Origin of the sequence: Massilia arenae (assembly GCF_008014745.1) — a bacterium.
Classification (GTDB): domain Bacteria; phylum Pseudomonadota; class Gammaproteobacteria; order Burkholderiales; family Burkholderiaceae_D; genus Telluria; species Telluria arenae.
This window is the reverse complement of the sequence record NZ_VPFD01000026.1, coordinates 59665-73776: the sequence shown is the minus strand read 5'-3', so window position 1 is coordinate 73776 and position 14112 is coordinate 59665. Positions and strand designations below refer to the sequence as shown.

Here is a 14112-nt window from a genome sequence, read left to right as displayed (position 1 = left end):
CGATCCAAAGTAATCAACGCACTAAAAAGGTAGCAAGCGATGGCGGGCATGAAAGACTTCGCGCAGCTGAAAGGCTTGCGCGACCAGCTCAAGGAAGACGAGCGCGTGCGCGCCATCGAACAGGCCGAACGCGAAAAGCGCGAGCGCATCGCGCGCGAACGGGCGGTGGAATTCCGCACCTCGATGGAAGGCATCACCAAGATGCCCGAATCGGACCGCTACGTGCACCGTCCCGTGTACGTGGCGCCCAACCGCGCCGCGCAAGCGCGCGCGCAGCTGAGCCCCGAGGACGAAACGGCGGACGTGCTGCGCGCCTCGATGTCGGATGAACTGTCCGACCTGTTCGACGTCGAGGGCATGCTCGACGAAGACCCGTCCATGAGCTATGCCCGCGACGGCGTCGGCCCCGATGTCGTGAAGAAGCTGCGCAAGCGCCACTGGCCGATCCAGGACGAACTCGACCTGCACGGCCTGACCCGCGACGGCGCGCGCGACGCCCTCACCGATTTCCTGCACCGCGCCAACCGGCGCGGGATGCGCTGCGTGCGCATCATCCACGGCATCGGCTATGGTTCGCCCAAGGGCGAGCCGGTGCTGCGCAGCATCGTGCACAGCTGGCTGGTGCAAAAAAACGAAGTCATCGCTTTCTGCGCCGCCGGTCGGAGCGACGGTGGCCATGGCGCCCTCATCGCCCTGTTGCGCCCCGCCCTGCACGATTGATGTTGCGCGCGTTGGACGGTATGCTCGTTCTCGTGTGACAATCACTCATTTCAAACTGGCAATTTCGCCGGAAATTGTCTGTTAACTGTAGAATGCTTCGTACCCGGACGCTTCCGGATTGACCGCAAAGGGGATGTGTGAATTGAACGCGACGCAAGCAGTTCCAATGGAACACGGACGGCAGGTCGACCTGCAATCCTGCGCCGACGAACCGATCCACGTCCCGGGCTCGATCCAGCCGCACGGCGCCCTGCTGTTCTTCCATGAGGACGGCCAGCTGGAAGGCTGGAGCATGAACGCGCCGGCGATGCTCGGCATCGTGCCCGCGCTCGGCCTGCCTTATTCCGATCTCGGCTTGCCGGCTGACGCCGCCGATGCCATCGCCGACTGCATCGCCGTGCGCGACGACGACGATGCCGCGCCGCTGGTGGCCAGCCTGCGCGTCGGCGACATCGATTACGACTGCGTAGTGCACGCCGAAGCCGGACGCATCGTCGCCGAGTTCGAGTTGCGCGAGACGTCGAGCGAGGAAGTGTCGCGCTTCGCGATCAAGGCCCACGGCTCGATCGACCGTTTGCGGCGCCAGAAGACCATCGAGGCCCTGCTGGCCTCGGCGGTGCAACAGGTGCGCGAGTTCACCGGTTTCGACCGCGTGATGGCCTATTGCTTCCGCGCCGACGACAGCGGCGACGTGGTGGCCGAGAGCCGCCGCGACGACCTGGTGCCCTACCTCGGACAAAGATACCCTGCCGGAGACATCCCGACCCAGGCGCGCCGCCTGTACACGCTCAATACCCTGCGCATGATCGCCGACATGGACTACGAGGCGGTGCCGCTGTATGGCGCGCCGGGTGCGGCGCCGCTGGACATGAGCTTCGCGGTGCTGCGCAGCGTCTCGCCGGTGCACGTCGAATACCTCAAGAACATGCACGTGTACGCCTCGATGAGCGTGTCGATCGTGATCAATGGCCGCCTGTGGGGCTTGATCGCCTGCCATCACATGGCGCCCAAGCTGGTGCCGCATGCGGTCCGCATGGCGGTCGACGTGCTGGCCCAGGTGATGGCCTCGACCATCCACAGCATCGAAGCGCGCCACGAAGCGTCGCTGGCCGAGCAGTCGGCGCGCGTGCGCACCGCGCTGGTCGAATCGCTGCTGCTCGACGACGACCCCCTCGACGCGCTGGGCGAACACGCGCGGGCGCTGATGGCGGCCAGCGGCACGCAGGCGATGGTGGCGACCCAGCACGGCAAGATCGGCGCCCATGGCGACCTGCCTACCGGCCTGGCCGAGGCGATTGTCGCCTCGCTGCCCGACAATCAGCACGACCTGGTGGTGCGCGAGATGCGCGCCGACTGGCCGGAAGCCCTGCGCGAACTACTGGGAAAGTGGGTCGGCCTGCTGGCCCTGCCCTTCGACCCGCTCGGCCACGGCTGGTGCATCCTGCTGCGCGTCGAGCAGATCGAGACCGTGGCCTGGGGCGGCCGCCCGGACAAGACCGAAGCCATCGGCCCGCTGGGCGCGCGCCTGACGCCGCGCGGCTCGTTCGACGCCTGGCACGAAACGGTGCGCGGCTGCGCCCACCCATGGGAGCACAGCGTGCTGGCCAATTCGCGCTTGACCCTTGCCGAACTGGTGCGCGCCATGAACGCGCACCGCTCGCAGACCGAGGCCACCCGCGCCCAGCTGCTGGCGATGCTCGGCCACGACCTGCGCGACCCGCTGCACTCGATCAATATGGCCGGCATGGTGCTGGAACGCACCGGCGGCGCTAGCGGCGGCAGCAGCCAGCCGACCATCGGCAAGCGTATCCAGTCCTCCACCAACCGCATGCAGCGCATGATCAGCCAGGTGCTGGACATGAGCCGCATCGACCGCGGCATGGGCCTGGGCGTGGCGCTCGAAGAGGTCGACCTCAAGGCATTGCTGGTCGACCTGATGGACGAGGCGCGCATGGCCTATCCGTCGATCCCGCTGGAACTGATATGCGACGACCCGGCCACGGTGAAGGCCGACAGCAGCCGACTGGCCCAGGTGCTGTCCAACCTTCTGAGCAATGCGCGCCACCACGGCGAGCCGGGCCAGCCGATCACGGTCTGCCTGCGTGCGCGGGACGGCGAGGCCTCGGTCGCGGTGTCGAATGCGGGCGCGCCGATCCCGCCGGAGACAGTGGCGACCCTGTTCAATCCCTTCAAACGGGCTTCGCTCAACAATCCGCGCAACCGCACCGGCATGGGCCTGGGGTTGTACATCACGCAGCAGATCGTGCGCGAGCACAGCGGCGAGATCGCCTACCGCTACGAGAACGAGCGGGTGGTGTTTACCTTGCGCCTGCCGCTGGTCGGCGGCTGACCAGCGTCGGCAGCGTCCAGCCGCCGCCCGCCGCGATGCCGCGGCACATGCCGGTCGTGCTGGACGCCGTGTGCACGAAGCGCCGGCCGTCCCACACCCATTCGTCGTGCCCCCAGCAGTCGCCGATGCCACGGCCCTTGTGAGATGCGCCGATGACACCCTTGTCGTAGTCGGTGCCCGACTGCGTCACCGCGACCGGCCCGAATGGCGGCTTGCGGTTGGCGACCCAATAACCGTACCCCTCGTTGTACGCGCCGCGCCAGCAGCGCGCCGAGACCAGCATCGTCGTTGACGTGAGCGGCGCATAGGCGAATTTGCTCTCGCCGGTGGCGATCGCCTCCAGGTCGCCGCAGTCCTCATTGCCGGCGGTCTTGCGCAGGGTCGCCAGCAGGATCCGTTCTTCTTCCTTGCCCATCGGCGCCAGTTCGCCAGCCGGAACCGGCGCCGCCGTGACGAGCGGCGCCGGCAGCGGCGGCAACACGTCCTGCTCCGACCTCGATTCCTTGCGCATGGCGGCGCTCGGCGTTCCCAGGCGGCCCTGGAACTCGTCCATCTTGAGCAGGACGGCAGAGGCGCCCTTGCCCGACAGGGACCAGGTCAGGCCTCCGGCACGCCAACTCACCTTGCCGGAGCCGGCCACCGCACGCAGCAGCGCCTGGGCCTGGGAAGCGCTCAGGTTGCCGATCGACTCCTCGCCTGTCAGCTTGACGCTGCCAAGCGCGCGGCCGTCGACCTGCATCGCGAGCGTCGCGGGCAAGTCGATGCCGTCGTCGGCGTCGCCCAGCCGCAGCTTCATATCGAAAGCCTGGCCCGGCCCTGCCCGGCGTTCCAGCAGGACCGACAGCGGCCGGTTGCGGCCTTCCTCGGCATGGTAACCGGCGGCGCGGCAGGTACGGGTGTTGTCGCAGGCGAGTTCCCAGTCGTGGTGCTGGAAAGACAGCTTGGGAAACTCGGTGGCCCACAGTGGATTGGCGGGGTTGGCGGCGGCCAGGGAGGCCAGGAATAAGGTGGCGATACGCATGCGCGGGCGGGCTTTCTTTCGTCGGTAAGGGCGCCGCAGATTTACCTAACGTAAGTCTGCAGGCGCATGGTAGTCTAACAACACTTCCCGCTTCCTGCTGCTGCATGACCCTCATCAAGTTCATCGAAATCATGGCGATCCTGGTCGGCGCGTTTTCCGGCTTCATCGAGGCGCGGCGCAAGCGCATGGATCTGGTCGGGGTCTTCACAGTCGCCTTCATCACCGCCTTTGGCGGCGGCACCCTGCGCGACATCCTGCTCGACAAGCGTCCCCTGTTCTGGGTCACCCATCAGGAATACGCGATCGCGATCTTCGTGCTGGCGCTGGTGGCGTCGCCCCTGATCCGCACGCTGCGCCAGATCGTGTCGGAACGCCTGATCGTGGTGGCCGATGCGGTGGGACTGGGATTGTTCTCGATCGCCGGGACGTCGGCCGCGCTGGCGGCCGAGATGCCGATCTTCATCGCCTCGATGATGGGCGTGATCACCGGGATCTTCGGCGGGGTACTGCGCGACATCGTCTGCAACGAGGTGCCGATGGTGTTCCGGGACGGCAAACCGTATGCGATCTGCGCCTTCCTCGGCAACTGGCTGTTCCTGTTGATGGGTAAATACGGCGTGTCGCACGACTTCGCGTTGTGGTCGAGCTGCCTGTTCATCAGCGGGCTAAGGCTGCTGACGTGGAAGTTCGATATGCGGATGGGGCGTTAATAAGCCAATGTTGAAAATATTAATCAACAGAACCAAAACTCGATTATGCGATCAAATTTAGTTGACGGACTCAATGTTTCATAAAGAATTTCTCCCATCAAAACTGATTAATCAATTCGCCTAAAGGAAAACAAAAATGCTTGATGATGAAATCACAAAATCGCAGCGACTAGTACGCACCGATGCTTATCAAATGTCAATCGGTGAAGTTGTAAATATGTACAAAGATGACGAGCTTCAAATTGATCCAGAGTTCCAGCGTCTGTTTCGATGGGAGTCAGTTCAAAAATCCCGATTAATAGAGTCAATCTTGCTTGGAATCCCGCTGCCACCAATATTTGTTTTTGAAGCAGAAAATACGAAGTGGGAGCTTATTGACGGATTACAAAGAATTTCCACTATTCTTGAGTTTATGGGTCTTTTGAAAGATCCAGCGACTGGCGTTGCGATTCCATCATCGCTTCAAGCAACTAAATACCTGCCATCACTTAATAATGTAGTGTGGGAAAAGAACGATCTTATAGAGGATCTTCCACTTGATCAACAGATCCCTCTAGACAAAGCTTATCAGCTAGCGATTCGGCGCGCTCGCATAGGTGTCGAGATTTTAAAAAGGCCGAGCGATAACAACACAAAGTTTGATTTGTTTCAGCGCCTAAATGCAGCCGGCACTCCGGCCAACGCACAGGAATTAAGAAACTGCGTGATCATCATGATCAATGGCGATTATCACCGAACGCTGAAGGATTTAGCCAACTTCGTAGACTTCCGAACGGTTGTTCCAGTATCCGAAGAGCAAGCTGATCGTCAAAAATATCTTGAATATGTTTGTCGCTTCCTAACTCATACGTATGTAAACTATGACGGGAAATTGGATGTTGAGGAATATATTGATGAGGGAATGATCGAATTAGCACAGATAGGCGAAACTGCAGACGCCAGCCATCGATTTAAGACTACTTTCACTTATCTTTCCGAATTATACGGGCCTAACGCGCTACGTCGTGACATGGATAAGTCTCAAAAGTTTGGCCTTGCTGCATTTGAAAGTATCGCAGTAGGAATTGCACGTAATTTAGAGGCAATCCAGAAGCTTCCAAATCCTAAAGAATTTATTGAAGATCGAATTTCAGGATTCTGGAAATCCCCTGAGATTGAGAAATTTTTTGTAGTTGCTGGTCAACGTGGCACCACTCGAATTCAAAGGACGGTACCGTTCGGTTCAAATTGGTTCAAACCATGAGCAAACCGAGAAGCGAGGAAGAGCTATCCAATGCATTAGATGGCAACCTCACATTTCGCATTCGAGAGCTATAAGATTTAAAAAGGGCGATACTTGATGCAAACGACCTAAACCGTACGGTCTTATTAAAGGCAATGGTCGCCTTGGCGTATGCAAATTGGGAAGGTTACGTGAAATTCAGCGCTCAAAAATATTTCGACTTTTTGACAATGCGCAGACTATCATTTGATAAGCTATCGAATCAGATATATATAAACTCATTCTTAACTCGACTTGCCTCTCTGAGCAACACACGACCGAATATTGATGAGCGGATACGACTTATTTCTGAGATTATTGATTCCCAAGATAAAAGATTCTCTTACATCAACCCAGATCTCATAAGCACAGGGTCCAATTTGAAATCCAGTGTATTAAGAGACATCTGCAAGATATGTGGCATTGACTACAACATCTTCATCAACAAAGAAACATTTATTGATGTTATCTTGCTCAAGCGACGTAATTCTATCGCACACGGGGACGAAGCATTAGTATCGATAGATGAGCTAGATACTTTGGTCGACACGGTGATCGAGCTTATGAGGACATTCAAAAATGAGCTGGAAAATCTCGTGTATCTAAAGAAATATATGCGAAATGATATTCCGTAGAAATCGTTGAGGCTAACTATTTAGTTAGCCTCGAATTTACCGTATTAACTAAATCTTCAGTCTAAACTGCGTCCGCGCCAGTCTCGCCGGTACGAATACGAATCACCTGCTCCACGTTCTGCACGAAGATCTTGCCGTCGCCGATCTTGCCGGTGCGCGCGGCCTTGATGATGGCGTCGACCACCTGCTCGGCCATCGGATCGTCCACTACCACCTCAATCTTCACCTTCGGCAGGAAGTCGACCACATATTCGGCGCCGCGATACAGCTCGGTATGGCCCTTCTGGCGGCCGAAGCCCTTCACTTCGGTCACGGTCAGGCCGGTCACGTTCACCTCGGCCAGCGCTTCGCGCACTTCGTCGAGCTTGAACGGCTTGATCACGCAGGTAATCTGTTTCATGGTGTTGGTCCTTTCATGTACCAAAGTTAATCGGGGATGTTCGCCAGGTCGTCCAGCCACACGGTGGCTTCGGAATCGGACGGCGCGCGCCAGTCGCCGCGCGGGGACAGCGAGCCGCCATTGCCGACCTTCGGTCCGTTGGGCACGCAGGAGCGCTTGAACTGGCTGGTCTTGAAGAAGCGGAACAGGAAGATCGACAGGTTGCGCTTGATGGCGCCAAGGTCATACTGGTTGCGCGTGCCCAGTTCCTCGGGCCAGCGGCCAAGTTCGCGATCCTGCCAGGCAGAATACGCGAGGAAGGCCGTCTTGCTCGGCTTGTAGCCGTAGCGCAGCGTGTAGAACAGGTTGAAGTCCTGCAGCTCGTAGGGGCCGATCCGGTCCTGCGTGCTCTGGGCTGGTTTGTCATCATTCTCGCCGCCTGGCACCAGCTCGGGACTGATCTCGGTGTCGAGGATGTCGAGCAGCACCTGGGCGTCGCCGCCGACCACGGCGCCGGTCTCGGCCACCCAGCGCACCAGGTAGGAGATCAGGGTCTTGGGCACGCTGGCGTTCACATTGTAGTGCGACATATGGTCGCCCACACCGTAGGTGCACCAGCCCAGCGCCAGCTCGGACAGGTCGCCGGTGCCGATCACGATCCCGTTGTGGAAGTTCGCCAGGCGGAACAGGTGGTTGGTGCGCTCGCCCGCCTGCACGTTTTCGAAGGTGATGTCGTATTCGGCCTTGCCCTCAATGTAGGGGTGGCCCAGGTCCTTGAGCATCTGGATACAACTCGGGCGGATGTCGATCTCTTGCGCGCTGCAGCCGACCGCCGCCATCAGATCGCGCGCCTGCCTGAGCGTGCGACCGCTGGTGGCGAAGCCCGGCATCGTATAGGCCAGGATGTTGGTGCGCGGCAGGCCGAGACGGTCCATGACTTTCGCGCACACCAGCAGCGCATGGGTCGAGTCCAGCCCGCCCGACACGCCGATCACCACTTTCTCGATGCCGCTCGACGACAGGCGCTGGATCAGCGCCTGCACCTGGATGTTATAGACTTCAAGGCAGCGCTCGTCGCGGCGCGCGGCGTCGGCCGGCACGTAGGGGAACCGCTCGATCTTCCGCTGGAGCGGCAGGGTGCGCGCCAACGGTAAATCCAGCTCGAAACCGATCACGCGGAAATTCGACACCTCACCGGCATGGCGCCGCACCGATTGGGCGAAGGTGGTCGCCTTCATGCGCTCGGTCGACAGACGGTCCAGGTCGACGTCGGCATAGATGATGTGCGAATCGTCGGCAAAGCGCTCGGACTCGGCCAGCAGCTCGCCCTTCTCGTAGATCAGCGACTGGCCGTCCCAGGCCATGTCGGTGGTCGATTCGCCGCGGCCGGCCGAGGTGTACAGATAGGCCGCCATGCAGCGCGCCGACTGCTGGCCGACGAGCTGGTGGCGGTAGCCGCTCTTGCCCACCACGACGTTCGACGCCGACAGGTTGACCAGCACCGTGGCGCCGGCCAGCGCCGCGAACGAGGATGGCGGCACCGGCACCCAGACGTCCTCGCAGATCTCGACGTGGAAGCGCAGCAGCGGCAGGTTGGCGACCTCGAACAGCAGGTTGGCGCCGAAGGGCACGGGCACGCCGAACAGGTCGATCTGGTCCACCGCCGCGCAATCTGCGGGGGTGAACTGCCGGGATTCGTAAAACTCGCCATAATTAGGCAAGAAACTCTTTGGCACCACGCCCAGCACTTTGCCACCCGCGACCACCACGCCGCAATTGAACAGCATGTGGTTGACCCGCAGCGGCATGCCGATGACCATGGCCAACGGCAGCGTTTTTGACTCATCGACGATGGCCGCCAGGCCCTCGAGGGTGGCGTCGAGCAGCGCGCGCTGGTGGAACAGGTCGTCGCAGGTGTAGGCGGACAGGCCCAGTTCGGGGAATGCGACCAGGGCCGCGCCCTGCTCTGCAGCCTGGCGCGCGAGCACGATGGTCTGCAGGGCGTTGTACGCCGGGTCGGCGATCCGCACGCGCGGGATGGCCACCGCGACGCGGGCGAAATGGTGCGAATAGAGATTGAAGAATGGGCTGTTCATAAAATGATCTTCGCAGTGAGACAGGTCGAGGTTGCATCGCTGCCTGTCGTCACTCACCTCGTCAATGGAAGCAATTTTGAATTATCGCACGCATATCGTTTCCGATCTGTCCGAAGTCGGCCAGGCCTCCTGGGACGCACTGGTCCAGGCCCAGGCGGCGCCGACGCCGTTTCTCTCCTACACCTTCCTGCATGCGCTGCACGCCTCGGGCAGCGCCTCGCCCGAGACCGGCTGGCAGCCGCAATTCCTGCTGCTGTACGACGAACAGGACGTGCTGGCCGCCGCCCTGCCCCTGTACGTCAAGGGCCACTCGTATGGCGAATACGTGTTCGACTGGGCCTGGGCCGACGCTTATCAGCGCCATGGGCTCGAGTATTACCCCAAGCTCCTGAGCGCGATCCCATTCACGCCGGTGGCCGGCGCACGCCTGATGGCGCGCGATGCCGCGGCGCGGGCAGCCCTGGTCGACGTGCTGTGCGCCACCCAGCGGGCGACCGAGGTGTCGTCGACCCACGTGCTGTTCCCGCCCGAGGAAGAGGCGCAGCAACTGCGCGATGCCGGCTTCCTGCTGCGCAGCGGCGTGCAGTTCCACTGGCTCAACGGGGGCTACCGCAGCTTCGACGAGTTCCTGGCCACGCTCGAGCAGAAGAAGCGCAAGAACATCCGCGCCGAGCGGCGCAAGGTGAAGGAAGCCGGCGTGACGATGCGCAGGGTGCGCGGCATGGACGCCACGCGCGAGGACTGGGTGCTGTTCAACCGCTGCTACCGCAACACCTACCGCGAACATCACTCGACGCCCTACCTCAACCTGGATTTCTTCCTGCGCATCGGGGAAACGATGCCCGACAATATCCTGCTCGTGATCGCCGAGAAGGAAGGCCGGGCGATCGCGGCCTCGCTGGTGATCCACGACGCGGACACGCTGTACGGCCGCTACTGGGGCGCGCTCGAACACGTGGCCTGCCTGCACTTCGAGGCCGCCTACTATCAGCCGCTGGAGTTCTGCATCGAGCAGGGCATCGCCACCTTCGAGGGCGGCGCCCAGGGCGAACACAAGATGGCGCGCGGCTTCCTGCCGACCCGCACCTGGTCGGCGCACTGGCTGGCGCATCCGTCGTTCGCGGACGCGGTCGAGCGCTTCCTGGAGCGCGAGGCGGGCGGGATCGACGATTACATGGATGAGCTGAACGAGCGCAATCCGTTCCGGGCACGCTGACGGCGTCCGCCGCTTGCCGCGTGCGGCAATGGTCCAATGGCAGCGCACGCGCTGCCCGCTTAGACTGCGAGGGATCGAATCGACAACTTCTATGCCGAGACAATTTGGGAACTATCTCTTGTCCCGGCCCCTCTTACAACCGTTGGCGGCTGTATTTAGTTGTCGGTAAGGTTGATGGCGGTGAGTTCCACCGTCCCTGCCTGTGGAGGAGAAGGCGCTGGCCTGACATGTACGTTGTTAGGTGAAACCGTCTCCGGTGAAGCAGGAATTCAACAGGAAAGATAACTACGGTTAGCTTTACGTAAGTTTGAAAGAACGGAATACATCGACAAGTACAACGGCAGATTCGACGATGGCTACGCAGCGTATCGCAAGTAGGCGCTCGCGCCCATGATCGTCATGGGCATCCTCAAGATGGAATTCAAGCCACCCGTGCCGCCGAGCCGGCAGTACGCCTATTACCCGGGCACCAGCACCGTGCCGGAACATTCTGCCGCCAATACCCACGGCGTCTCGTTCAAGGTGCTGGCGGACGTCGAGTTCACCGCCGACAGCCAGGGCATCCTGTTCGCCCATGGCTCCCGCTTCGGCGGCCATGCGCTGTTCGTCAAGAACGGTAAGCTCATCTACGTCTACAACTTCCTCGGCATCCCGCCCGAGCAGCGCCTGGTCGGCGATGCGCCGCGCTCCGGCAAGCACGTGGTCGGCGTCGAATTCACCAAGGAGAGGATGGGCGAATACAAGGAATCGTACGGCCCGGCGCGCCTATACGTCGATGAACGGGTCGTGGCCGAAGCGGAGATCCGCACGATGACGGGGCACTTCGCCATTACCGGCGAAGGCCTGTGCATCGGCTACGACTCGGGCGACGGCGTGTCGCACGATTACCGGCCCAAATTCGCATTCGCGGGTGGCAAGATCAACAAGGTCGTGTTCGACGTCGGCAGCGACCTGTACGTCGACGTCGAGACGCACCTGGTCGCCGCCATGGCGCGCGATTGAGCGCTTAGCCGCGCTTACCGTTTCTTGCTGGTGACGTTGATGAAGTCCGACTTGCGGATCATCCCGTGCACGCCCTTGGTGCCGTCGACGACCTGGCTCACCTGGAACTCGGAGGCGGCGCTCAAGTAGGCGTAGGCGGTGGCGCGGTCCATGCCGAGCACCTCGGTCAGGAAGCGGATCGATTCGCGCACGGCATCCTTCATCGCTTCATCGAGGTCGGGATTCAGGCCGATCGTCACCCAGTGGTCTGGGGTCTCGCCCATCGGGCGGCCAAGGCTGCCGGAGCTCGATGGGATGGCCTTGTCGCCCTTCTTGAGCAAGGTGATGCGGAAGGTCGGGCGCATCGAATGCTCGAGCGCGGTCAGCGCGACTTCGCCGTCGCCCTGCACCATATGCGGGTCGCCCGTATAGAAGTTGGCGCCTTTGACCAGCACCGGGAAATATACGGTGGTGCCGACGCCCAGGTCGTTGATGTCCATATTGCCGCCATGCAGACCAGGCGGGACCGAATGGACCTTGGCGGTAGTTGCCGCCGCCACGCCCATCGTGCCCATGAACGGCGCGGTCGGGAAGATCACCTCGGTGCCGTCCTTGGTCTTCATCACACCTTCCCATTTGCCGTCCTTGCCGCGGCGGATCGGGGTGAACACCGACACGTTGTGATAGGCCTCCGGGTTGGCCGCGGAGGCGTTCGCCAGCGGTTTCGGCGTTTCGGGGAATTCACCCGGCAACGCGCCCTTGCCGTGGCGGTTCGACACGACGCCATACGGCACGCGCGGCACCGCCGACAGCAGCTCGACCTTCAGCACGTCACCCGGTTCCGCGCCCTGGATCTCGACCGGACCGGTCACGATGTGCGGGCCGTCCTTGGCGAAATCGTGGGCCATGTTCGAGCCGGTGATGGCGATGGCGTCCTTGAGCACCATATTCGTCGGGATGCCCTTGCTGCCGAAGTACTTGACCGGATCGCGGCCCTGGTCTTCCACCATGCCTTCGTGCGACAGCGTGTCGAACACGATGGTGGCGCCCGACGGAACCGACAGCACTGGCTTGGTGGCCGCGTTCGGCAGATAGCCCCACTGGATCGTGTCCACGGTCGACGGGACGTAATAGACCTCATGCTGGGTGCCGGGAAGGACGATGCGGCCTGGCTTGTCAGCCAGCGGTTGCAAGGGGAAGCCGGCATCGGCCGCTTGGGCGGATGCGGCAAGCGGGGCCATGCCTGCGATGGCGAGTGCGGTCAGGAGAGGGATGTTGCGAAACTTCATGAAGGCTCCGATGTAGAACTGTTTAGCAGGAACCTGCTAAACAGCAACAACCGTGCCAAACCGTTTCGGAGCTTTTTTGCAGAAAACGCACTGTGGCAGTGCGCTAGCTGTGTCATCAAACAACAAAAGTATTCCACTATGATGCATATTCGTCTATACAAATACGCTTGGGTCGCGATAAGCGATACCGACGAAAAAAAAGCTGGACCGCGATACGGATCCAGCTTTTTATCTATTGCCGCCCACGATCTGGCGGCAGACGTGCTTAATTCCAGCCGCCCGCATTGCTGCGGAAATTCTCCTGGAACGGCTTGCCGGCCTCAGCCTGCTTGCGAATGACGCTCTTGGCGCGGCTGCCGGCGGCAGCGACGAGAGCATTGACGATTTTTTTCACGTGCGACTCCTTGATTGCACCGCCGACAACGGCGGCTCCTACGATAACGACTACTATGCAACCGTTATATAGGCGACCCGGACGAACTTCCAATTCCGAGTAGCAATATCAGACATCAACTTCGTGAATGTTAATCGAGTTGCCTCCCTAGCCAGCTATGGATCCCATCGAGCGAGCGGAATTCGGACACGGAGCGGCAGGCGATGTGCGGGTGGCGCGCTTGCAACATGCGCGCCAGGGCGGCGCCCGGCCCCAGTTCGAGCGCGACCGTGACGCCGGCTTCGATGCAGGCGTCCATGCATTCGCGCCAGAGGATCGGTTCGGCGATCTGGCGCGGCAGCTCGCGCATTGCCTTCTTCGCATCGGTGACCGGTTCGGCCGAGATGCCGGACAACACAGGGAAGGCCGGCGCCGACCAGCGCTGGCTGTCCAGCAGCGCCGCGAACGGCGCCACGGCGCCCTGCAGCAGCGGCGTGTGCGAGGCCACGGCGACCGGCAGCAAGGTCGCGCGTCCACCGGCCGCCAGCGCCGCTTGCGCCAGCGCTTCGCCCTGGGCTGCGGGGCCACCGGCCACCAGCGCATCGTCGCCGGTGATGATGGCGGCGTGAAAGCCGAAGCGCGCCAGCAGTGCCTCCACGCTCCCATCGGGCATGCCGGACAGCGCAACCATCGCCTGCGCCGGCCCGCCTTCCAGGCACGCATCCATCAGCCGCGCGCGCTCGATGGCCAGCCTCACCGCATCGTCCGGATCGAGCGCGCCGGCGACGCCATAGGCCGACAATTCGCCGATGCTGTAACCGGCGACCAGGGCCGGTTCGGGCAGCCGGGTGCGCAAGGCGGTCCACATCGCCAGGGTCGCCGCGACGATGGATGGCTGCGCGATGCGGTTCGCGAAACGCTCTTCGCTCTCCACCGAAGCGCGCAGCACCGGCGCCAGTTGCGGGTCGCCGAACCACGCGTCCAGCAACCGGCTGACGCCCGGATCGAGCCGCGCCAGATCGAACATGCCGGCATGCTGGGCGCCCTGCCCCGGGCACAGGATGGCGAGCCGTCCCGCCAT

Annotated in this window: 13 protein-coding genes; 7 read left to right on the top strand and 6 right to left on the bottom strand. The window is 61.8% G+C overall.

The genetic code is table 11. The features are described 5' to 3' along the window. Nucleotides 1-39: 39 nt before the first annotated feature. Complete coding sequence (locus FVD38_RS20715) at nt 40-720, top strand: Smr/MutS family protein (protein WP_123068838.1); 681 nt, start codon at nt 40-42, stop codon at nt 718-720. A 166-nt stretch (nt 721-886) separates the two neighbouring features. Continuing rightward, nucleotides 887-3070 (top strand): ATP-binding protein, encoded by a 2184-nt coding sequence (locus FVD38_RS20710; RefSeq protein ID WP_147936536.1) that lies wholly within the window; start codon nt 887-889, stop codon nt 3068-3070. On the opposite strand, the gene FVD38_RS20705 is transcribed toward FVD38_RS20710, so the two are convergent. Continuing rightward, nucleotides 3039-4091 (bottom strand): DUF1176 domain-containing protein, encoded by a 1053-nt coding sequence (locus FVD38_RS20705; RefSeq protein WP_147936535.1) that lies wholly within the window; start codon nt 4089-4091, stop codon nt 3039-3041. The two genes, FVD38_RS20710 and FVD38_RS20705, sit on opposite strands and share 32 nt — an antisense overlap. A 104-nt stretch (nt 4092-4195) precedes the next feature. Here FVD38_RS20705 and FVD38_RS20700 point away from each other — a divergent pair, with 104 nt between their 5' ends. The 3 genes from FVD38_RS20700 to FVD38_RS27245 all read left to right on the top strand — a co-directional run bounded on the left by FVD38_RS20700 (nt 4196) and on the right by FVD38_RS27245 (nt 6697). After that, nucleotides 4196-4801: a trimeric intracellular cation channel family protein gene (locus tag FVD38_RS20700; protein WP_005669569.1), complete on the top strand. Its 606-nt coding sequence runs from the start codon at nt 4196-4198 to the stop codon at nt 4799-4801. Nucleotides 4802-4937: 136 nt separating this feature from the next. Next, nucleotides 4938-6044, top strand: coding sequence for a DUF262 domain-containing protein (locus FVD38_RS20695; RefSeq protein WP_147936534.1), 1107 nt, complete (start codon nt 4938-4940; stop codon nt 6042-6044). Nucleotides 6045-6133: 89 nt separating this feature from the next. Continuing rightward, a complete protein-coding gene (locus FVD38_RS27245; RefSeq protein ID WP_370660653.1) occupies nt 6134-6697 on the top strand; it encodes an MAE_28990/MAE_18760 family HEPN-like nuclease in 564 nt (187 codons plus the stop codon). 61 nt (nt 6698-6758) lie between these two features. Here the strand turns inward: FVD38_RS27245 and FVD38_RS20690 are convergent, their stop codons facing one another. Beyond that, nucleotides 6759-7097: a P-II family nitrogen regulator gene (locus FVD38_RS20690; protein WP_005669566.1), complete on the bottom strand. Its 339-nt coding sequence runs from the start codon at nt 7095-7097 to the stop codon at nt 6759-6761. Nucleotides 7098-7123: 26 nt separating this feature from the next. Next, entirely contained in the window at nt 7124-9172 is a 2049-nt protein-coding gene (locus tag FVD38_RS20685; protein WP_147936533.1) for an NAD(+) synthase, read from the bottom strand. Nucleotides 9173-9236: 64 nt separating this feature from the next. Between FVD38_RS20685 and FVD38_RS20680 the strand changes: the two genes are divergently transcribed. Both FVD38_RS20680 and FVD38_RS20675 read left to right on the top strand, forming a co-directional pair. Next, the gene (locus tag FVD38_RS20680; protein ID WP_147936532.1) at nt 9237-10388 is read left to right on the top strand and encodes a GNAT family N-acetyltransferase; all 1152 of its coding nucleotides are present in this window, start codon (nt 9237-9239) and stop codon (nt 10386-10388) included. Nucleotides 10389-10778: 390 nt separating this feature from the next. Next, nucleotides 10779-11390, top strand: a complete 612-nt coding sequence (locus FVD38_RS20675; protein WP_187271659.1) for a hypothetical protein — start codon at nt 10779-10781, stop codon at nt 11388-11390. Between the two features lie 14 nt (nt 11391-11404). Here FVD38_RS20675 and FVD38_RS20670 read toward each other — a convergent pair whose 3' ends face one another. The 3 genes from FVD38_RS20670 to FVD38_RS20665 form a co-directional block, all read right to left on the bottom strand. Beyond that, the gene (locus FVD38_RS20670) at nt 11405-12658 is read right to left on the bottom strand and encodes an acetamidase/formamidase family protein (RefSeq protein WP_147936531.1); all 1254 of its coding nucleotides are present in this window, start codon (nt 12656-12658) and stop codon (nt 11405-11407) included. A 265-nt stretch (nt 12659-12923) separates the two neighbouring features. Continuing rightward, nucleotides 12924-13052, bottom strand: coding sequence for a hypothetical protein (locus FVD38_RS27100; protein WP_267874133.1), 129 nt, complete (start codon nt 13050-13052; stop codon nt 12924-12926). A 130-nt stretch (nt 13053-13182) separates the two neighbouring features. Then, the gene (locus FVD38_RS20665) at nt 13183-14112 is read right to left on the bottom strand and encodes an ACP S-malonyltransferase (protein WP_147936530.1); all 930 of its coding nucleotides are present in this window, start codon (nt 14110-14112) and stop codon (nt 13183-13185) included.